This is a genomic window from Arthrobacter sp. PL16 (genome assembly GCF_035985055.1).
Taxonomy (GTDB): Bacteria; Actinomycetota; Actinomycetes; order Actinomycetales; family Micrococcaceae; genus Arthrobacter_D; species Arthrobacter_D cheniae.
In genome coordinates, this window is record NZ_JAXCIC010000002.1 from 1 (window position 1) to 20,837 (window position 20,837).

Here is a 20,837-nt window from a genome sequence, read left to right on the forward strand (position 1 = left end):
CGTCCGAGGTAACCGCCTACGTCGCCACCAAGTAACACAACACGGTGAGGTGCCGGGCCACCACGGCCCGGCACCCCACCAACCACACAACACAACAATGCTTACAACAATGGTTTTTCATCGCCACCCCACCAGACACCCAGTCACACTTAGAGTCCTTAGAGGCTCGCTGAAGGAGTAGCCATGTCTGGGAATCCTGACGCCTATGTCCACCAAACATACGACCAGACCGTGAACGCGCGCCGGAAGACCACCCGGCGTGGTCAGCCTGCGGCGAGCGGCAAGCCCCAGACCGGGGCGCCCGACAGGCTCGACCTGAAGTCGTTGGCTCGACCGATCCGCGCCGCCAATCCGCTGGGCGAGGACTTCGACTACGCGAAGGAATTCCTCTCGCTCGACCTCGAAGAGCTGGCACGCGATGTGGACGGCGTGTTGACGACGTCGCAGGACTGGTGGCCCGCCGACTTCGGACACTACGGACCGCTTGTGCTGCGGATGGCCTGGCACAGTGCCGGCACCTACCGGATCGGAGACGGTCGGGGAGGTCCCGGAGCGGGGATGCAGCGCTTTGCCCCCTTGAACGGATGGCCTGACAACCGCAACCTGGACAAGGCGCGCAGACTCCTGTGGCCGGTGAAGCAGAAACACGGCGGCAAAATTTCATGGGCCGACCTGATGGTCTTCGCGGGTAACCGTGCGCTGGAGACGATGGGCTTCAAGACGTTCGGATTCGCCGGCGGCCGGGAAGATGCGTGGGAGGCCGATGACACCTACTGGGGACCGGAAGCCAGGTGGCTCACCGACGAGCGACACAGCGGCATCCGTGATTTGGAGGAGCCCCTGGCGGCCAGCGAGATGGGACTGATCTACGTCGACCCACAGGGCCCGGCGACGGTGCCCGACCCGTTGGCCTCCGCCCGCGATATCCGTCAGACGTACCGTCGAATGGGATTGAACGACGAAGAGACCGTCGCGTTGAATGTGGGCGGGCATACGTTCGGCAAGAGCCACGGAGCGGCCGATCCCGGCACCAGCCTCGGGGCCGAACCCGACGCCGCACCGCTCGAGCTCCAAGGTCTGGGCTGGTCGAACAGTTTCGGAACGGGCAAGGGCGCCGACGCCGTCAGCAGCGGACTCGAAGGGATTTGGACAGCGACTCCCACCACATGGGATAACAGCTTTTTGGAGACACTGTTCGCCTATGAGTGGGAAGTGGCACTCAGCCCTGCCGGGCTATGGCAATGGATCCCTAGCAATGGTGCCGGTGCCGGCACCGTCCCTGATGCCCACGACCCGTCCAAGACGCATGTCCCGACGATGCTGACGACGGACCTGGCTTTGCAGGAGGATCCGGCATACGAAGCGATCGCACGACGTTTTCTGGAGCATCCGGATCAGTTGGCGGATGCCTTCGCTCGGGCTTGGTTCAAGCTCACGCACATAGATATGGGCCCGGCCGAGCGCTACCTGGGGTCACTCGTCCCGTCCGAGCCGTTATTATGGCAGGATCCACTGCCCGACGTCGACCACGAGCTCATCGATGCTGACGACATCGCTGCGTTGAAGAGCGAACTGCTCGAGTCGGGTCTGGCGGTGGGGCAACTGGTCTCGACGGCGTGGGCTTCGGCTTCCACCTTCCGAAACAGCGACAAGCGCGGTGGGGCGAATGGTGCGCGCATCCGTCTCGAACCGCAACGAAGCTGGGCCGTCAACGAGCCTGAAGCGCTGGTGACAGTGTTGAGCACGCTTGAGCAGATCCGTGAACAGTTCAACGATTCCCAGCGTGCCGGTAAGAAGATCTCGCTCGCCGACCTGATCGTGCTCGGTGGGTGCGCCGCGATCGAACATGCCGCAGCCAGAGCCGGTCATATCATCGAGGTGCCGTTCCGGCCGGGACGCACGGATGCGACGCAGGAGTGGACCGACCCCGGATGGTTTGCAGTGCTCGAACCGACTGCGGACGCATTCCGCAGTTACCTGAGCAAGACCAACCGGATGCCGTCCGAAGTGCAACTCGTCGAGCGTGCAAGCCAGCTGACCCTGAGTGGCCCCGAGATGGCAGTGTTGCTCGGCGGTCTGCACGTTATCGGTGCGAACCATGACCAATCTTCCCTCGGCGTGCTCACCTCGACGCCGGGCTCACTGACCAATGATTTCTTCGTCAACCTGCTCGATATGGACACCATGTGGGCACCGAAGACGGTCGATGGAACGGCGGAAGCAATCTACGAGGGTCGCGATCGGCACACCGACGAGTTCCGCTGGGTTGCAAGTCGTACAGACCTTATCTTTGCGAACAATTCCGAGTTGCGTGCGCTGGCGGAAGTGTATGCAAGCCGGAATGCCGAGGAGAAGTTCCTCCGCGACTTCGCGTCTGCTTGGGACAAGGTCATGAATCTTGACCGGTTCGACCGATGACAGTCGTCTCTGCCTGTCATACGCCTGGTTACCGGCGGCCGATGTCACCCGTCATGGCGATGGCGAGGTCAGCCGTTGCCTGCCGTGTCGAGCGAGGTTCATACTGCGTTCCTGGCTGGTCGCTCCGGGATCAGCCCATCGTGTGATGGCTTGCAGGAAACGTCTATCCTGAGTGAGCTGTACAGGATCGCAAAATCCCGTACAGCTCACTCACCGGATATTTGTTCCGCGTGCCGGGCGCCCTGACCCAGTGGTAGCGGCAGGGCACCCGTCGGAGTGTCCTTATTCGGAAGCAGCTTCGACGCCGACCTCGGCGACGGCCTGGTCCTGTTCGCCGGTGCCGCCGCTGACGCCGACGGCGCCGATCACTTCGCCGCCACGGGTGATGGGGATACCGCCGGCAAAGATGATGATCCGGCCGTGATTGCTGGCGGCGATGCCGTAGTACTGCTGGCCGGGCTGGGAGTTCTCGCCCAGTTCCTTGGTCTGTATGTCGAAGGCCCTGGCGGTGAAGGCCTTGTTGATGGCGATGTCGATGCCGCCGAGCCAGGCGCCGTCCATCCGGACGTGGGAAATGACGTTGCCGCCGACATCGACCACGGCGATGTTCATGGGCTGGCGGATCTCCAAGGCTTTGGCCTCGGCTGCATCGATGATGGTGCGAGCATCCGTGAGGGTCAGTGTCATGGTGGTTCTCCTTCTGATCAGGTGGTGCTGCGGGTTCGTCCGACGCGTAGTTGCTGGACGGTTGACGGGCAGGCACGCGAAGATTGGCGGCGTCGCGCTACTTGCGTGTTGGTCGTGCATCGGGTGGTGGCACTGCGGGTTAGCCGGAGTGCCACCGAGGAGCATGAGTTGTGCGCTTCCTCGATAACCCGGGCGGCAATGAGTTTCTAAGTCAGGCCATCGGTGACAAGACCTTTGTAAGGCGGTTCTTGTTCGCTTCGAAGAGTATGTCCTGGACCCATCATCGGCAACTGCCGTGAACCTATCCGCTTTCGGTCTTCAATTTCGACCGCCATGCGCCCTTTTGTCCCTGGAACACCATTCAATGATTGCAGTTGGCAAGTCCCCGGCAAGCTGGATCCAAGGGAAGTGGCAACCAGTAAAAGCGACATGCAGCAGTACTCGCGCAGGGCCTTTACCGGAAGCAGCCAGGAGTGACGACAGTCCAGATGCAAGAAGGTCAAGAAGCCGGCTTACCTCAAGCGAGGGTGCGTTATCGCGCCCCCTGTGTTGGCGACCGCCGGCGGTGCTGTGTGGGGTGGTGTGTGGGGGTTTTGTGTGACGAGCGGCACAGTGAGGGGGGTGAGCGGTGTGGTTGGGGGGTCTTGCGGTGGGGTCTGGTAGTGGGGTTGGGGTGGTTCTACGGTTGTCTTTCAACTGGCCCTCATGAGCCAGTGGACTCTGGTTTGGTTTGCAGGGAGTTCGGTTAATACGTGTGTGATTTCACGAGGAGGTGATGTCCAGTGGCTATTGCTGAAGAAGTTATGAATGAAGAGCGGTCCGAGATGTTGGCCAGGCTTGGCTTGGACGTGCAGAACAAAGGAACCATGGGTCGGATTTTGGCGACCGGCTCTATCGCTGAGGCGACGGAGCGTCCCGATGGCACGATGGAAGCCACGATCCGGATCAACGAGGACGAGATTGCCTGGGAACCGGCGATCTTGGTCCTGCCGCACGGCGGTCAGCTCGAGTTGACGGTCATCAACGATGACACGAACACGCACTCCTGCCTGCTGCCCAGTAATGGTGACCAGAAGTTCCTTTGGTTGGTCAATGGGTCCAGGGGTCAGGCGACGCTCACCCTGGATGGTCCTGGCTATTACTGGTACAGCTCGCCGGGAGGCAATGACGAGGGCCGCGGTCTGACCGCTGCGATCGTCGTGCGGGGAGAAGTGCCCCCGGAAGCCCGCCTGGATCGCCCTGCACAGCCCCGACCATAGGAAGGAACTGACCCAATGACCATTGAATATATAGATGCCGGCCAGGCCATCGACCATGGCGCTTTGAGCGCCGTGCCCGGTGTCGCCCCCGCGGTAACGGAAAACATTGATTACGAACGTCTCCTGAATGCGCGTTCGGAGTCGCATAACTGGCTCACGTACTACGGCGCCTATGACGGGCAGCGGTACAGCCTGCTGGATCAGATCAACGCCGAGAACGTCAGCCAGATCACCCCAGCCTGGATTTTCCAGGCCGGGCAGACAGGCCTGATCGCGGGTGCGTCGACCTACGCATTCGAGACCTGCCCGCTGATCGTCGATGGCGTCATGTATGTCACCGGTTGGGATGGCCATTTCTGGGCCCTGGAGGCGGCGACGGGTAAGGAACTGTGGCGCTACAAGCACGCGGTGCCCTATGACGTCTCGCTGTGCTGCGGCAACGTCAACCGCGGTTGCGCGGTGGCCAACGGCAAGGTCTACTTCGTGACCCCGAACGCCCAGTTGCTGGCGCTTGATGCGACCAACGGCCAGAAGGTGTGGCAGAAGACCATCGGCGACGTGCGCGCCGCAGAGAGTGCTTCGCTGGCTCCGACGGTCATCAAGGACCTGCTCATCACCGGCAGTGCCGGCGGCGAGTTCGGTGTCCGCGGCCACATTGACGCGTGGGACCTGGAGACCGGCGAGCAGCGCTGGCGCACGTACACCGTGCCCAAGCCCGGCGAGCCGGGTTCGGAGACCTGGCCCGCTGACGGCGAGGCCTGGCAGCGCGGCGGTGCGAACCACTGGGTGAGCGGAACCTATGACCCGGAGACGAACCTGTACTACGCGGGCACCGGTAACCCGGCACCTGACTTCGACGGCGAGGTCCGAGAGGGAGACAACCTCTACACCGACAGCGTCGTTGCGCTGGACGTCGACTCAGGTGAGATCAAGTGGCACTACCAGTTCACTCCGCACGATCTGTGGGACTACGACTCCACGATGGAGATGACCCTGTTCGAGCGCGATGGCAAGAAATTGCTGGGCCACTTCGATAAAAACGGTTACTTCTTCGTGCTGGACCGCACCAACGGTGAACTGCAGCACGTCACTCCCTTCGTGGACCGGATCGACTGGGGAGTCATCACCCGGGACGGGAAGGTCACTCCCCGTAAGTACCCGGACAAGGAAGGCGAGCCAGTTCACTTCTACCCCGGCCCGGCCGGCGCGAAGGAATGGACGCACGCGGCATACAGCCCGAAGACCGAACTGTTCTACGTGCCAGTAGCCGACGTCGGTGCTACCGCGACTCGCCGCCGCCGCGAGTTCAAGGAAGGCATGCCGTACTGGGGTGCTGGTGTCGCAGTGGACATCGACGACATGGCCGGATCGGTCAGTGCGTTCGATAGCCACGGCGAGGAGAAGTGGCGCTGGCGTATCGATTACCCCATGGCCGCGTCCGTGCTCGCCACAGCAGGCGACCTGGTCTTCGCAGGCACCCCGACCGGTGAGTTCGTCGCTCTCGACGCCCGAACCGGCGAGAAGCTCTGGGAATTCCAGTGTGGCAGCGGCCACCACGGCAGCTCCTCGACCTACAGCGTCGACGGCAAGCAGTACGTCGTTGTTCCCGTGGGCTGGGGCGGATGGCTCGAAGGCATCATCCCCGGAATGCTCGCCGCCGGCCACGGCAGCGCGCTGATCGCTTTCGCCCTGCCCAGCTGAACCCCACCCACACCCATCAAGGGACCATACCGGGACCCAGCCAGGGACCCGATCAGAGAACGAAAGGAAAACAGAACATGACCGCACATAACAACCTGCAGAAGTGGGAATCCCCCACCCTCAAAGAAATCCGCGTGTCGTCCGAGGTAACCGCCTACGTCGCCACCAAGTAACACAACACGGTGAGGTGCCGGGCCACCACGGCCCGGCACCCCACCAACCACACAACACAAAGGGTGTCATCGCACATGTGGGTACGCGTACTGGGATCAGCCGCCGGCGGCGGGTTCCCGCAATGGAACTGCGCTTGCCCCCAGTGCCGAGCCGTACGAAACGGCTCACGCCCCTGCACCCCGCGCTCCCAATCATCCATCGCGATAAGCTCGAACGACCGCCAGCAATGGTTCCTCATCAACGCCTCACCAGACATCCAGTCACAGATCGAGTCCTTTCCAGGACTACATCCCGACGATGGGAGTGTGGGCCGTCTGCAGGCCGTGCTGCTCACTGACGCGGAACTCGATCACACCCTCGGACTGCTCCTGATGCGGGAGGGCCGCGGACTCGAGGTTCACGCAACGGAGTCGGTCTACGAGACACTTTCCACCGGAACCGGGATCTTGCGGACGCTCGAGGCGTACTGTCCGGTCACGTGGCGACCCGTGATCCCTGGCGCCGAGGTGCTGTTGGGGGAGGGGCTCTCGTACTCCGCGTTCGATGTCCCCACCGAAAAGCGGATGCGCTTCCCCGGGGCCGCGTCGGAAGGCCGGGTCGTGGGTTACCGCGTCACCGACACCACCAGCGGTCGAAGCCTGGTCTACCTCCCGTGCGTCCAGCAACTCACGCCCGACCTCCTGGAGGAGTTGACAGGTTCCTCCGCCTTATTGGTTGATGGCACCTGCTGGCATGATGACGAGATGCCCAGCCTCGGCCTGGCCAGCAAGACCTCGCGGGACATGGGACATGTACCTATCAGTGGGCCGGGCGGCAGCCTTGAGTTGCTGTCGCCGTTACCCATCGATCGCAAAATTTATACTCACATCAACAACACCAATCCGATCTTGCTCGACGATTCGCCGGAACGGATGGACCTCCATCGCCATGGCCTGGAGGTCGCCGTGGACGGGCTGGAAATTGAAATCTAAGGAGCAACGATGACGGTAGTACTCACACCCGATGAACTCGAGGAGACGCTCCGCGCGCACGCCAAGCAGTACCACAGCGAGCATCCCTTCCATCGTCGGATGAATGATGGAGAGTCCAGCCGGGAGGAGATCCGAGGGTGGGTGGCCAATCGCTTCTACTATCAGGTGAACATTCCCCGGAAGGACGGGGCGATCCTCAGCAGCTGCCCTGACCGTGAGGTACGGCGCCGCTGGGTCCAGCGCGTCATAGACCACGACGGTACCACCGAGGGAACCGGCGGAATCGAGTCCTGGCTGCGCCTGAGCGAGGCCGTCGGCTTGACCCGTGCAGAGGTCGAGGACTCACGGCACCTGCTCCCCGGTGTGCGATTCGCCGTCGACGCCTATGTCACCTTCACGCGTACCAAGCCGTGGGTGGAAGCCGTTGCGTCCTCGCTGACCGAGTTGTTCGCACCCAACCTGATGGCAAACCGGCTCGCGGCATTCGAACGCTACTACACCTGGATCGATCCGGAGGGTCTCGCTTACTTCCGGTCCCGCCTCACCCAGGCCCCCCGCGACTCGGAGCACGGTCTCGAGATCGTCCGCAAGCACTGCGTGACCCCGGAGACGCAGGCAGCCGCGGTGGCGGCGCTATCATTCAAGTGCGACGTGCTGTGGAGCATGCTCGATGCCATGGAGCAGGGCTATGGACATCACTGACCCGACTGCCCGACCACGGCTGGCTCCGCACGTACGGATGGTCTTCAACGCCGCACGCGGAGAACACGCGCTGCTCTCACCCGAGACGGTCTGGGTCATCAATGCCACCGGCGCTGCAATCGTGGAGTTATGCGACTCGCAGCGGACTATCGCAGAAATCGGGGCCGAGCTGCGCGGCCGATACGACCAGGTCGCCGACGGCGACGTTCAACGCTTCGTGGCCGATCTCGTCACGAAGCACGGCATGGAGGTAGACCATGGATAAGCCATACGGACTGCTCGCAGAGCTCACGTACTCCTGTCCATTGCAGTGCGGCTACTGCTCCAATCCTCTCCAGCTCGACGACTATCGCGACGAGCTGAGTACCGAGGAGTGGAAGCGGGTATTCTCCGAAGCCGCCGACCTGGGCGTGCTTCAGCTGCACCTCTCGGGCGGCGAGCCGCTGCAGCGCCACGACATCGTCGAGTTGGTGCAGCACGCCAACCAGTTGGGTCTGTACACCAACCTGATCACCAGTGGGCTCGGCCTATCCACCCGTCGCGCGGAACAACTCCGCGCAGCCGGTCTCGACCACGTGCAGCTCAGCATCCAGGCCGATGACCAGGCCTTGTCGGACCAAATTGCCGTCACTTCCTCGTTCGAGCGCAAGCGGGTGGCCGCGGGGCTCATCAAGAAGCTGGGCTGGCCACTCACCCTCAACGTCGTACTACACCGTCAGAACATCGACCGCATCGGCGGCATCCTCGACATGGCGGAGGCGATGGAGGCTGACCGTGTGGAGCTGGCGAACACGCAGTATGCCGGCTGGGCGGGCCCCAACCAGGCCGAGTTGCTGCCGACCAGAGACCAGCTGGAGGGTGCGGAAGCGGTGGTGCAGGCAGCCCGGGAGCGGATCGGGGACCGGATCGACATCATCTACGTCATCCCCGACTACTACAGCAAGTACCCCAAGCCCTGCATGGACGGCTGGGCCAGTCGCCAGTTCACCGTGGTGCCCAACGGTGAGGCGTTGCCGTGCCCGGCCGCCCATGAGCTGGCTCGCGGCCTCAATCTGCCCCCTGCCACCGTGCGGGAGCACTCGCTGGAGTGGATCTGGACTGAGTCCCCACTGTTTCAGCAGTACCGCGGTGACGCGTGGATGCCGGACCCCTGCCGTAGCTGTGACCGCAAGGAGATCGACTTCGGCGGCTGTCGCTGCCAGGCCTTCGCCCTCACCGGTGACGCCGCCCGCACTGACCCGGTGTGTCACCTCTCTCCCGATCACGGGCTGGTGGAGGCGGCGGTTGCGGCGGCCAACGACCCACAGCGGCCGAAGGACGGCCCGCTGATTCCTCGCGCGAAGGTAGGCCGCACGAAGCGGGCAGTCGGAGCGACGCCGGGAAAGACGGCCGGCACGCCGGTCCAGCTGTCCCGCACCGTATTGAAAGGGACGTAATGATCGCCCTGATGACACTCGGATTCGGTCTGGGTATGGACAATTTCCGGACTTCGCTCGTCCTTGGGGGACTCAAACCGTCCTGGCGTACGTCCGTCAAGACATCCGCCATCTTCGCCTTCTGGGATGGTATGGCACCGCTCGTCGGGATGCTTGGCGGCGGGTACCTGGGATCCAGGATGTCTACGACCGGGATGGCCGATGCCGCCGAGGCGATCGCCGTTGCGGGTCTTGGCGGGTACGGCCTGTTCCTTACAATCAGGGCACTTCGATCACCCGATCATGCCGACATGGATATGAAAACGGCTAGGCGCTGGTTGCCTGTGCCGCTGGCGATCGACAACCTGGCGGCGGGCGCGGCCCTCGGTCTCGCAGGCTTCTCTCCTTGGATTGCACCCTTCCTGTTCGCCTTCACTACCTTCGTGCTGTCGCTGGCCGGACACCAGATCGGCCGCACCATCGCCAACTTCATCCCCCGCATACGTACGGATCTGTTGACCGGGATCGCGTTCCTGCTGATGGCCGGCCTGGTGGTCGCGGGCGTGGCTGACTTCTGATGCCGGATATCGACATGAGCGACGTGGAGAAAGACAAGATGCGGCCGCCGTGCTACCACTGCGGGGAGCCCTACTCAGCGACGAATGCTGACCGGCACCTAGAGCCGGTCGATTGCCAACCGTGTCCGCGCTGCAAGACGATGCCCGCGTGCTACACGTGCCGAAACATGTACTGCTCCTGCGAAGTGCACCAACACTGAGGAGATTCTGCGCAAGGACAGCAACCGTGGAGTGGAGCTTGGATCGCGCACGACCATCACGGCTACGGTGGGTGACGCGGTCATGCTCGGGTGTCGGGTGGGGTTCAGATGTTCAGTGCGCGGCGTACTGCTGGGGTGTTTCGTCGGGATACCGGGATCAGGGTGTTGTCGGGGTCGTCCATGACGAGGAGGAGTTCGCCTTTGTCGCGGCGTTCGACTTCCCGGACGCGGCTGAGGTTGACCAGATATTGGCGGTGTACCCGCAGGAAGCCGCCGGTGTCGGCAAGGTCGTTCTCGAGTTTGTCCAGGCCGGACAGGGCCGCTGGTAGTCGGCCCTGGTCGGTGTGCAGCCATACCTGGTTGCCGTCGGATTCGGCCACGGCGACCTCTGCTGTTCCTAGGAGCACCATCCGGTTCTCTTCGCGCATTGCCACGATCCGACGGGCCTTTCCCGGCATGACGGTGCCTGTTTCGGTGCGCGGGAACTGCTCGCCGTCGGAGACGCCGAAGGAGATCAGGTGTCCGATCAGGTAGCTGTGCAGGAAGACCGGGCGGATCCCGATCGGTGATGGTTGGTCGGCCAGGGGGGTGAAGATCTGCGTCGAGCCGGTCCACCCCGGGTCCGAGGTGGACCGTTTGGTGGCATAGCGAGCGGCATGAATGAGGGTGGGAAGTTGCGGGGTCCACCGGATCACCGGGTCGACGGCGGGCATATTGGCCGGTACGCCCAGCATGACGCTGGCGGTGTCGTCGGCGATCACGACCGATCCTGCCGTGTCGACAGCGACCAGGGGCCTGTTCGACGTGCCCCGAGCCTGGGCATAAGCGGCGAGCAGTTCGCCGCCGCTGTCCTGGGCGCGCTTACGCAGACTGTTCTGGGTGTGGGCAGCGGACTTCTCCAGCCACCTCTTCGCCGAGAGGGGTAGGTCCTTGCGCCAACTCGAGATGTTCAGGACGGCCAGCGGCGCCCTGCTGACCAGGTCGCGTATCGCGATCGCCCCGCAGGACCAGTCGTGGAAGGCTTGGCACCAGTGTTCGGACTGCTTGATCATCACCGCCCGGTGAGCTGTCAGTGCGGTGCCCATACTGTTCGTGCCGACCGCACTTTCGGACCAACAGAACCAGGGTGCGAGGCCGCCGGCGGTGGCGATCGACCTGGTGGCCTTATCACCCCAGGCCGACAGGACCCTGCCATTGGCGTCGGCGATGGTCACGACGCCTCCGGCGTCGGCCACCTCCTGTGCCATCGCGGCAGCACAGAAACCCAGCTCCGCGAAGACGACATCCTGATCCAGGGAGTGCGTGACCTGGGAGACAGCGTTAGGCACCTCGGACAGGAACGGATCCACACGGTATTGATCCCGGGACCGCTGCCAGGAAATTGCCACTTCCGGCCGCACACCGTAGATATCGTCCTCGCCCCGCACGAAACGCTCCCACGCCCCGTGCACATCGGCCTCTGCAGAGTTGCGGAACACCGGCTGAAGTCGTTGATCACCTGAAATGGGAAACCGCCCTATGGCTCATCATTGAATCGCACGGACTACCCGGCAAGCCAGAACAGGGGCCACGGGCGGGCATCGCCGGGTCACGTTGCTTCCAGGCCCGATGCTAGAGCCGGGCGGCGCAGCGAAGATTCCCGCAATGCATCCAACGAAGGCGTTTCGCTGAATTATCAGAGATCGTATTTCCGAACGACGATTTTGGCAAGGACATGACGCGGACGGTTCGGCGAGGTCCTTCTGCTTTCGGGTGAGGCGAGGGCCCGACAAGAAACCAGTGCTTCCGGTCATCCCCAGTGGCTTGTTCTCAGCATTGGTTCGCTGAGAAGCTCGAGAATCAGTACTGAGAACAAGGCATGCGCAATGCGGTACTCCTTGGATCGTGGAGGAGATGTCGCGCCATTGCCTCTTCTACCGCCCTGCCCGGCATCTTGCCGCCAGCGGTAGTCTCTGGCCAATGGCCGGAGGGGGATTGTGCCCGTGCGGCAATCGGGATAGAACGGTACGATGACTACTTCGCTGGACCTTACGGTCGCGTCCCTGACCGCGGGGCAACTCACGGCCCTGCACGAGTCCTTCGCTGCGGATCCCGCGCTGAAGCACAAACAGAATGCCATTGTGCGTGTCAGCGTCGATGAGCTCGCCATCGACCACCAGTTGGCAACAGCCCTTTCCGCCCCCGTCTCGAACCGCATCGACGACTGGAAGGTCACCCACCAGAAGAAGTCCGGCCGCTGCTGGCTCTTTGCGGCACTGAACCTTCTGCGAGTCGGCGCAAAGCAGACTCTGGGCGTGAAGGAGTTCGAGTTCTCCCAGAACTACGCCATGTATTTCGACAAGCTGGAGCGCGCCAACTACTTCCTGGAGTCCATCCTGGAAACCGCGGAGCGCGGCGAGGACGACCGTCTGGTGCAGTTCCTGCTGCAGAGCGTCCTGGGCGACGGCGGCCAGTGGAACATGGCGGTGAACATCTTCCGCAAATACGGCGCCGTGCCGAAATCGGTGATGCCGGAAACCGAGTCCTCGTCCAACACGGGCCGCATGAACCGCGTCCTGCGTACCCTCCTGCGCCGTGGGGCGCAGGAGCTGCGCCAGCTCCGCCACGACGGTGACACCGCAGGGCAGGAACAGACGAGGGCCCGCATCATCGCTGAGGTCCACCGGATCCTCACGCTCCACCTGGGCACCCCGCCGTCCGCCTTCGAATGGCAATACACCGACGATGCTAAGTCCTTCCATCGAGAGGGCACCCTGACGCCACAACAATTCCTGGCCAAATACACCACCATCGACCTCGAGGACTACGTCTGCCTGGTCGACGACCCTCGGACGGAGCACCCGAAGGGAACCACCTTGACCGTTGAGCACCTGGGCAATGTGGTCGACGCGGAACCGGTGCTATATCTCAACGTGGACATCGGCCTGGCCAAGCGGTTGGCCAGGGATGCCATCCTGGATGGCGAACCGGTCTGGTTCGGCTGCGATACGGGGCCACACATGGTGCGTCAGGACGGCATCTGGGATGCCCGACTTTACGACTACGCCGGGCTTTATGATGTCGAACTGGCTACGGACAAGGAATCGCGTGTCCGCTTCGGCGAATCAGCCATGACCCACGCCATGCTCCTGACCGGCGTCGACGTGCTCGACGGCGAAACGCGCCGTTGGCGGGTGGAGAACAGCTGGGGCGAGGAAGCCGGCGACCAGGGTTTCTTCACCATGGCAGACAACTGGTTCGACGAATACGTCTTCGAAGTCGTGGTCGACAAGTCGCGGCTGTCCCCGGAGCTGCGGCAGGCGCTGGACGCCGAACCCACAGTGTTGCCGGCCTGGGACCCCATGGGAGCACTGGCCTAGGGCACCCGAAGCAGAGCAGTACCCCACCCGTCGCGAGGTCGGCGATCGTAGACCTCGCGACAGATGGGGAACGGGACATGGTGGACAGCCGGGAATGCCGCAGCCCGGAGCAGCCTAGTTGCGTACCTGAAGTCCGGGGGCTCCGTCGTCGATGCGGAATGACGCCTTGGTACTGATGGGGGAGCCGGGCGCGGTGACGTAGTCCAGCACCCGGAAGTCAGCGGTCATGGAGTCCGGAGTGATCCGGGTGTTCACGTAGCCCCGTTGGTCGTTGTAGAACTTGAGGTGCGGATTCCACGCCATGACGGGGTCCGTCGTCGACCCGGTGCCGTTTCCCGTGGACGTTATAGAGGTACTGACGAGTTCGGTGCCGACTATCGACGACTCCGGATCCTTGTAGTCCACCTTGACGTCGTTTGCCCAGTTGCGGTGCACATCGCCGGTGAGGACGACGGCGTTGCGCACTTTCGCGTCCACCCAGCCCTGGGTGATGCGGCGCCTCGATGCTGCATAGCCGTCCCAGCCGTCCATCGAGACGTCGTCGATCTCCGGTGCCTGGTCGCGGTCGCGCTCGGTGAAGAAAACCTGCTGTCCGAGGATGTCGCAGCGCTGGGGGGAGTTCCTGAAGCCGTCCAGGAGCCATTTCTCCTGCTCGATACCCGTCATGGTGCGGTTCTCCTCGAGACGCCCAGCCACGTTCTTCCTGAAGCCATCGCCCGCAAGCTGATCGTCACGGTACTGACGGGTATCCATCATGTGGAAGGCCGCCAGCTGTCCCCACTGAATGGTGCGGAATATCTTCATGTCCGGGCCAGACGGTACGGACGAAGCGCGTAGTGGCATGTTCTCGTAGTAGGCCTTGAACGCTGCCGCTCGGCGCATACGAAAGCGATCGAGGGTGTCGTTCTGCTGTGCTGCATCGAGGTTCTCGGGAATGTCGTCCGCCCAGTTGTTATCCACCTCATGGTCATCCCACACCACCAGCCAGGGCGCGATCGCGTGCGCCGCCTGCAGGTCGACGTCGGACTTGTACTGCGCGTGGCGCTGCCGGTAGCCCTCAAGAGTGACGGTCTCAGGACCCTCGTGATCGCGGGGGTTACCTCCGCTGATGACGTAGTCGTTCTTGCGGTATTCATACAGGTAGTCGCCCAGATGCAGGACGAGATCCGGATGGTCCTCCGCGAGGTGCCGGTAGCCGGTGAAATAGCCGTGCTCGTACTGCGCGCAACTGGCGAATGCCATCGCCAGGGCACCAGGTGTTTCACCTGCGCCAGGGCTGGTCAGGGTCCGACCCGTCACGCTGATGTGGCGCCCTGTTCGAAAGCGATAGAAATATTCTCTGCCTGCTCGGAGGCCGGCCAACTCGACGTGCACCGAGTGGGCGTTCTCGAGGCTTGCTTGTTCGACGCCGCGGGCCACCACCTTCGTCATCCGGGCGTCCTCGGCGACCTCCCAAGCCACTGCGACCGGGCGGGAGGGCATCCCACCAAGACCGTTCTCCGCAAGGGGGTCGACGGCGAGACGGGTCCACAGTACGAAACCGTCCGAAGACGGTTCTCCCGAGGCGATGCCGAGCGTGAACGGATCCGTGCGGACGCCCGAGTCCCGGACGGTGGGCACGCTGGCGACAGCGACAGCAGCACCGGGTAGGGCGACGATGACGCCGGCACCGAGGCCGGCACTGATCAGTGATCTGCGTGAGGTGGTTGCCATGTTTCGAGCCTAGGCACGGCGCTCCGATCCTCACCTGTTGCCCATGTGAATAACCGATGAACTGCTTGTCGCACGCTATCGGCACCGGCAGAGCCCACGGCGAGCGTCCTGGGATAGCCTGCACGGCTTGATCAGGGCGGGTGCGAACGGGTCGTCGACCTGTCCGCTCGGCCCCCCGAGTCCTCGTCGACGTCCCCGTGGGTGAGGCCGGGCAGGTCAGGCTTCCGGAAGCGCCGCAAAGGCCTTCTTGGTATCGCGGTACCAGCCCATGCCCTTGACCGGATTCCTCCATCGGTTCTTCATCGCCTCGAGGGCGTCCTGATGCGTCGTGTCCCCGGACCTGACGGAATCCTTGAGGTGCCGGTCCTGGGCCTTGATGACGTCATCGGCAGAATCGCCGCGAAGCACGAGCTCGCAGGGACCACCGAGCTGCTTGCAGGTCATGGTTCTCATCGTCGGGTCCTTTTCATGTGGTGCGATCGAATGGTGAAGGATTCGGTGCGAGTCCCACCCTTATGACGAGTAGGAGGTCGGAAATGTGACCACCGATCATCAGTGGTGCGGACTGGGGGACTCTCTGCCCTGTGCGGCGACTCGTCGTGTCAGTGATGCCAACACGTCCTGCTGGGCACGGAAGGTGATGGCGTGCACCACACCACGGGCGACCGTGAAGTCGAAGGCGACGCGGGGCTGTCCATGCTGGAACCAGGCGGCACCAGGGCGACCCTCCAGGAATACGGGCAGCGCGGCTTTGGCGGCACCGTCGAACATCGCGGCGACCTCCTCCCGCCCCTCGACCCGCGCAGGAGTACCAGCTGCGATGGCCTCGGCGTCCGCGGTGACGACAACACCTGGTGCGAGGAGGTGGAGAAGCCGCGCGAAGTTGCCGCCTCGAGCAGCTGCAAGGAATGCATCGACCACCTGCCAGTCAGCAGCAGTGCCCTCTGCTGTCGCAGTCCCGACTTTCGTACGCGCTCGTGAAGCCAGCTTGCGAGCGGCAGCCGATGAGACAGAGAGGGTAGCTGCGATAGTGCCGAAGTCGACGCCGAAGGTGTCGTGCAATACGAATGCCACCCGCTCGGTGGGCGACAGGCGTTCGAGGACAACCTGCAATGCGACACCGACGGTGTCCGCCAGGACCACCTGATCCGCTGGATCCCCTTCGACACCCGAATCAGCCTGATCCGTCGGTTCAATCGGCTGCGGAACCTTCGACCGAAGACGGTCCAGGCACAAGCGGGTGGTGACCACGGTCAGCCAGGCGGGCACATTGTCGATTACGGTCGCGTTGCCGTGGAACCGCAACCAGGCCTGCTGGACCATGTCTTCACCTTCGGCCCGATCGTCCAGCAGGCCGGCCGCCAGGCGTACGAGCCGCGCACGCTCCACCTTGAATTGTTCGATCGAACTCATAGAGACACACCATATGCCCGACCACGCGTCGTGTTGACCCTGCTCCTTGTCCCCAGCAGATGACGACCTGCAGCTGCTGCTTCGTAGCGGACCAAACCCACGACCACGCCGTCTGTCATGACCGCACCGTCTGTCATGACCTCGGCGGCGATGACCGACCGAATCAAGTAGCGTTGCCCGATGGCGGGAGCGTGCCGGCTCAGTGCCAGCGCGCAACGACGACGGTGCAATCCTGGCTGGCAGGCGCACACTGTAAGCACCTGATCGTCACCGGGAAGCGGTAGGCGCCGGCTCGGCCCCGCAGGCGCCGCTTCCGGCGATCAACAGATTCCATCCGAGCGGCTCGCTTTCGGGGCGGTAGGCGACACAGGCACGTCGAGCACAGAGATGAGAACGAGAGATGACACGTCCCGACTCACAGGACCAGGAATTCCCCCGAAGCCAGAAAGAGCGCACTTCGCCAGGAGACGTCAGGGCGACCCCTGCAAGCGACGTCGTTCGGGTCCTGGCTGTCGGGACCAGCACGACGAGCGGTGACCCCAGCGGGTCCTCGCCGGACGACAGGTTCTCATCCGGGCTGTCCAGCAGTGCCCTGGAGGACAGGCAGGTGCTCCTTCATGCCGCCATCAGGGACCTAAACGTCATGGATGTACGCCTGTATCACGCCCGGCACTGAGTCCAGGTGGTACGGAATCAGTTGTCTCTCTCCGGAGGTGGGGACGTGCCGGGGAAGACGGGGGGTTCAAGGAGTAGAATGTCAACCCACAAAGAATCAGGTGCCTGATGAAGATTTATCGCAATCAGCGCAAGCAGCCCAGCCGTGACCGCGCCACAGCCTCCGTACCCACGACGAGCAGCGTCGACGGGCCGCCAGGACCCGATCCGCTCGACGTGGTGCAGCCCGCTGGATGGGAACCACGGACACCCGAGAAGAAGAGGGCCCGTACCTCGATCTTCGACGGACTCGATACTGCTGCCCGGACATTCCTGGGACCAGCAGACCGCACCGACGGAGCCCGACCGGTCATTCATCTCCACGACGCGGCCGAGGACCTGGCAGACGCCACCTTCAGCTCCATCGACGTCTACACAGATTCTTCGGGGCATCACTACGCACAGCGCAAGACCCCGCTGCATCGACCGACAGCAGAATAGTCCGGCGGCCAACGCGGCAGTGGTATGACGAGGCGGCGGCGCCGGTGATCCTGGCACACACCCTTGACGGTGTGTGCTGATCGCCGGCACCACCTCACCGAATACTCGGTCCGGTGTTGTGCTCTCATCGGACGAACACCTCCTCAGGCTAGAGGCTGAGGGTGAGCAGGCCAACTATAAACATTCGCGACCGACAGCCCCTACCCGACGCTTGTATTCGTTGCTGGGAGAGGTTCGGCCCGATCACCACCCCCGGATGCTGATGAAAAGAGCAACCGCTGCTGTGAACTCGAGGGTCTCCGTCCCAAGGCCGCACAGGAGGAAGTCCATGGACCGGAGGACTTCTCCTCCGATGGTACGGGCGCTTCCAGGACCAGGACCAGGACCACGGCAGTGGCGGGTCCCAAAGTTCCCATCACGTTCCTGGCCGTCGCGGCGCGGTGAAGAACATCCCCACCTACGTCCCGACTAGACGAGTGCCAACCAGTCACCCGCAAGATCGAGCCCGTGCGCCTCTGACACGGAGTGGTGGGCCACCCTGCCCGAGGCGACGTTCAGGCCACGCGCGAGCGCGGGATCGGCTTCGAATGCACGGCGGACGCCCTTGTCGGCCAGTGCGACGGCGTAGCGGAGGGTGACGTTGGTCAGGGCGTAGGTGGACGTGTGGGGAACCGCGCCGGGCATGTTGCCCACGCAGTAGAACAGCGACCCGTGCACGGTGAACGTCGGATCCTCGTGGGTGGTGACGCGCGAGTCCTCGAAGCAGCCGCCCTGGTCCACCGCGATGTCCACGAGGACGCTACCGGGCTTCATGCGCGCCACGAGGGCGTTGGTGACGAGCTTGGGAGCACGTGCGCCGGGAATGAGCACGGACCCGATCACGAGGTCGGCCTCGAGGACGGACGTCTCGATCTCGAGCGCGTTCGACGCGACGGTCTTCACGCGTCCGGCATAGAGGGCGTCGATCTCCCGGAGCCGCGCGATGTTGATGTCGAGGATCGTGACGTCCGCGCCCGTGCCGACAGCCATCGCCGTCGCATTGGTTCCCGCCACACCCGCGCCGAGAACAACGACCTTGGCGGAACGGACACCCGCGACACCGCCGAGTAGCAGGCCGGGCCCGCCGGCGGGCGCGGTCATCACCTGGGCGCCGACCTGTACGGAGAGCCGGCCCGCGACCTCGGACATCGGCGCCAGGAGGGGGAGCGAGCGGCCGTCCTGCACCGTTTCGTAGGCGATCGCCGTAACACCGGAGTCGAGCAACGCACGAGTCAGCTCGGGCTCGGCGGCCAGGTGGAGGTACGTGAAGAGGATAAGTCCCTCGCGGAAGCGGTGGTACTCGGCGGGGACCGGCTCCTTGACCTTCATGACCATGTCCGCCCGCGCCCAGACCTCGTCCGCGGCATCGACCAGTTCCGCGCCCGCCGCCTCATACGCGGCGTCGGTGATACTCGAACCGATGCCTGCTCCCCGCTCCACCAGGACGGTGTGGCCGTGGGCCCTGAACTCGTGGACGCCGGACGCGGTGATGGCGACGCGGAACTCGTTGTTCTTCACTTCTTTGGGGACGCCGATGATCATGGGATTCTCCAGGCTGCGATCGGGGCGGACGGGGGTAGAACCAGAATAAGGACCGTGTGCCTGCTCGGCTCCACTCCTTTCGTCGCTCGAACGGAGTTGAACGGGACCGGTAATCAGCTCGTGAGCTGGGAGGCCCGTCGATCCGGGACTGTTGCCGCATGTGACCTGCGCCACTAGCACGTCGATGCGCGGCGACGCGCTCGACAGATGTCGAGCAGAGTTGCGGCAGATGTCGCCCAGGCGTCCCACCTGCTTACTCTTGGGCTGTGCAGAACCAGGTCATAGAGGACGTCGTCGAATCCATAGCTCGGGGACTCGAACGCGGGCTCTCGCTCGAGGATCCCGACGGCGTCCTCCTCGCCTACAGCAGCCACCAGACGTCGGCGGACCGTGTCCGGGTCAATTTCCTCCTGAGCAAGAAGGTCCCCGCGGACGTGAGCGAGTGGCAGCTGCGCCACGGGATCGGCCAGGCCGTCCGCCCTGTTGCCGTTCCAGCCAACGAGGAGCTAGGCATGCTCGGGCGGGTATGCGTGCCCCTGCTGGTGCGGGGCTTCCGCGTGGGGTACCTGTGGGTGCAGCAGCAGTCCAACGAGGATCCCGCCGAGGGCATCCTCGCCGCGCTGCCCGCGGTGCGGCCGGCCATCGATCGTCTCGCAGAACTGCTCCTCGAGACGGACACGGCGTCGTCCGAGCGGCGGACGCAGCGCGAGGCAACCTTCCTCGCGGCGTGCCACGGTGTTGCCACAGCCGTCGAGGAGCTCCGTGGGTGGCGGGAACTGGCAGGGAACGGTCCGTGGCGTGTGGCGGTGGTCCACGAACTGCCGGAGGCCGCACCGTCAGGAGACGCCGATCCCAACGAGGCCGCGCTCCTTCAGCGCACGCTCGCGCTCCAGGCGACGGTCGGCGTCGCACCCGTCCTCTTCAGTGCCGGTGCCGCGGAGTTCTCGGTCCTGCTGTGCCACGCCGAGGTCGGACGCAATGCCCTGCATCAGGTCCTCGACAGGTACCGGGCCGAGGTGGCGAAACGTGCCGGCCGGCTCGCAGGTCGATCCGTCCTCGGGCTGAGCGAGCCGGCCGCCGATCCCCGGGCGCTGGCAGGGGCACTGCTGCAGGCGCAGCACACGGTGCAGGCGGTCGCCGTCGATCCGCAACTGGGCGTGCCATGCTCGTACGCCGATATCGGCGTCTACCAGTTCCTGGGCGCCGTCGGCTGGCAGGCTCCCGCCCTCGGCAGTATTCACTTCGCGGAATTGAGCGAGGCCGACCGGCTCGGCGAACTCCTGCCTGTCCTCGAGCTGCTGTACGACAAGAACGGTTCGGTGCAGGACGTCGCCACCCAGCTGCACCTCCACCGCAGCAGCGTATACAACCGGCTCACGAGGATCCGCTCCATCATCGGCGTCGATCCGCTCGCGGGCATGGTGCGGCTCGAGTTGCACCTCGCACTCAAGGCCGATCGGTGGCGGTCGCGGCCCCGCTTCGAGCGGGCCTGACCGGCGTCGAGGAGTGCG

General features: G+C 64.0%; 18 protein-coding genes. 12 read left to right on the forward strand and 6 right to left on the reverse strand.

Features of this window, described 5'->3' with window-relative positions; translation table 11 throughout:
- The first annotated feature begins 183 nt into the window (after window positions 1-183).
- The gene (gene katG / locus RCH21_RS03645) at window positions 184-2,418 is read left to right on the forward strand and encodes a catalase/peroxidase HPI (RefSeq protein ID WP_326963240.1); all 2,235 of its coding nucleotides are present in this window, start codon (window positions 184-186) and stop codon (window positions 2,416-2,418) included.
- A gap of 282 nt (window positions 2,419-2,700) precedes the next feature.
- Here katG and RCH21_RS03650 read toward each other — a convergent pair whose 3' ends face one another.
- Window positions 2,701-3,105 carry a GlcG/HbpS family heme-binding protein gene (locus tag RCH21_RS03650; protein WP_326963241.1) on the reverse strand — a complete coding sequence of 135 codons (405 nt, stop codon included), beginning with the start codon at window positions 3,103-3,105 and terminating at the stop codon, window positions 2,701-2,703.
- A gap of 782 nt (window positions 3,106-3,887) precedes the next feature.
- Here RCH21_RS03650 and RCH21_RS03655 point away from each other — a divergent pair.
- From RCH21_RS03655 to RCH21_RS03690, 8 genes are all read left to right on the forward strand, one after another.
- Window positions 3,888-4,364, forward strand: a complete 477-nt coding sequence (locus RCH21_RS03655; protein ID WP_220725991.1) for an MSMEG_3727 family PQQ-associated protein — start codon at window positions 3,888-3,890, stop codon at window positions 4,362-4,364.
- Between the two features lie 15 nt (window positions 4,365-4,379).
- A complete protein-coding gene (locus RCH21_RS03660; RefSeq protein ID WP_120150853.1) occupies window positions 4,380-6,065 on the forward strand; it encodes a PQQ-dependent dehydrogenase, methanol/ethanol family in 1,686 nt (561 codons plus the stop codon).
- Between the two features lie 77 nt (window positions 6,066-6,142).
- Window positions 6,143-6,238 carry a pyrroloquinoline quinone precursor peptide PqqA gene (gene pqqA, locus RCH21_RS03665; protein ID WP_120150852.1) on the forward strand — a complete coding sequence of 32 codons (96 nt, stop codon included), beginning with the start codon at window positions 6,143-6,145 and terminating at the stop codon, window positions 6,236-6,238.
- 75 nt (window positions 6,239-6,313) lie between these two features.
- Window positions 6,314-7,210: a pyrroloquinoline quinone biosynthesis protein PqqB gene (pqqB, locus tag RCH21_RS03670; RefSeq protein WP_326963242.1), complete on the forward strand. Its 897-nt coding sequence runs from the start codon at window positions 6,314-6,316 to the stop codon at window positions 7,208-7,210.
- Window positions 7,211-7,219: 9 nt separating this feature from the next.
- A complete protein-coding gene (pqqC, locus tag RCH21_RS03675; RefSeq protein WP_120150215.1) occupies window positions 7,220-7,912 on the forward strand; it encodes a pyrroloquinoline-quinone synthase PqqC in 693 nt (230 codons plus the stop codon).
- The gene (pqqD, locus tag RCH21_RS03680; RefSeq protein WP_120150213.1) at window positions 7,899-8,177 is read left to right on the forward strand and encodes a pyrroloquinoline quinone biosynthesis peptide chaperone PqqD; all 279 of its coding nucleotides are present in this window, start codon (window positions 7,899-7,901) and stop codon (window positions 8,175-8,177) included. Before pqqC ends, pqqD begins: the two co-directional genes overlap by 14 nt.
- Complete coding sequence (gene pqqE, locus RCH21_RS03685) at window positions 8,170-9,348, forward strand: pyrroloquinoline quinone biosynthesis protein PqqE (protein ID WP_120150212.1); 1,179 nt, start codon at window positions 8,170-8,172, stop codon at window positions 9,346-9,348. Before pqqD ends, pqqE begins: the two co-directional genes overlap by 8 nt.
- Window positions 9,348-9,905 (forward strand): manganese efflux pump, encoded by a 558-nt coding sequence (locus RCH21_RS03690; protein WP_120150210.1) that lies wholly within the window; start codon window positions 9,348-9,350, stop codon window positions 9,903-9,905. The genes pqqE and RCH21_RS03690 overlap by 1 nt, the downstream gene beginning before the upstream one ends.
- A 304-nt stretch (window positions 9,906-10,209) precedes the next feature.
- Here RCH21_RS03690 and RCH21_RS03695 read toward each other — a convergent pair whose 3' ends face one another.
- Complete coding sequence (locus RCH21_RS03695; protein ID WP_326963243.1) at window positions 10,210-11,583, reverse strand: DNA-binding protein; 1,374 nt, start codon at window positions 11,581-11,583, stop codon at window positions 10,210-10,212.
- A 531-nt stretch (window positions 11,584-12,114) separates the two neighbouring features.
- On the opposite strand from RCH21_RS03695, the gene RCH21_RS03700 reads away from it, so the two are divergent.
- The gene (locus RCH21_RS03700) at window positions 12,115-13,464 is read left to right on the forward strand and encodes an aminopeptidase C (protein ID WP_326963244.1); all 1,350 of its coding nucleotides are present in this window, start codon (window positions 12,115-12,117) and stop codon (window positions 13,462-13,464) included.
- Window positions 13,465-13,578: 114 nt separating this feature from the next.
- Here the strand turns inward: RCH21_RS03700 and RCH21_RS03705 are convergent, their stop codons facing one another.
- The 3 genes from RCH21_RS03705 to RCH21_RS03715 all read right to left on the reverse strand — a co-directional run bounded on the left by RCH21_RS03705 (window position 13,579) and on the right by RCH21_RS03715 (window position 16,590).
- On the reverse strand, window positions 13,579-15,177 hold the full coding sequence (locus tag RCH21_RS03705; protein ID WP_326963245.1) for an alkaline phosphatase D family protein: 1,599 nt from the start codon (window positions 15,175-15,177) through the stop codon (window positions 13,579-13,581).
- A gap of 216 nt (window positions 15,178-15,393) precedes the next feature.
- Window positions 15,394-15,630, reverse strand: coding sequence for a hypothetical protein (locus RCH21_RS03710; RefSeq protein ID WP_326963246.1), 237 nt, complete (start codon window positions 15,628-15,630; stop codon window positions 15,394-15,396).
- 99 nt (window positions 15,631-15,729) lie between these two features.
- Window positions 15,730-16,590: a sigma factor-like helix-turn-helix DNA-binding protein gene (locus RCH21_RS03715; RefSeq protein WP_326963247.1), complete on the reverse strand. Its 861-nt coding sequence runs from the start codon at window positions 16,588-16,590 to the stop codon at window positions 15,730-15,732.
- Between the two features lie 783 nt (window positions 16,591-17,373).
- Here RCH21_RS03715 and RCH21_RS03720 point away from each other — a divergent pair.
- Window positions 17,374-17,745: a hypothetical protein gene (locus RCH21_RS03720; RefSeq protein ID WP_326963248.1), complete on the forward strand. Its 372-nt coding sequence runs from the start codon at window positions 17,374-17,376 to the stop codon at window positions 17,743-17,745.
- Window positions 17,746-18,213: 468 nt separating this feature from the next.
- Here the strand turns inward: RCH21_RS03720 and ald are convergent, their stop codons facing one another.
- Entirely contained in the window at window positions 18,214-19,326 is a 1,113-nt protein-coding gene (ald, locus tag RCH21_RS03725; RefSeq protein WP_326963249.1) for an alanine dehydrogenase, read from the reverse strand.
- A 266-nt stretch (window positions 19,327-19,592) separates the two neighbouring features.
- Between ald and RCH21_RS03730 the strand changes: the two genes are divergently transcribed.
- Window positions 19,593-20,819 carry a PucR family transcriptional regulator gene (locus RCH21_RS03730; RefSeq protein ID WP_326963250.1) on the forward strand — a complete coding sequence of 409 codons (1,227 nt, stop codon included), beginning with the start codon at window positions 19,593-19,595 and terminating at the stop codon, window positions 20,817-20,819.
- The last annotated feature ends 18 nt before the right edge of the window (window positions 20,820-20,837 follow it).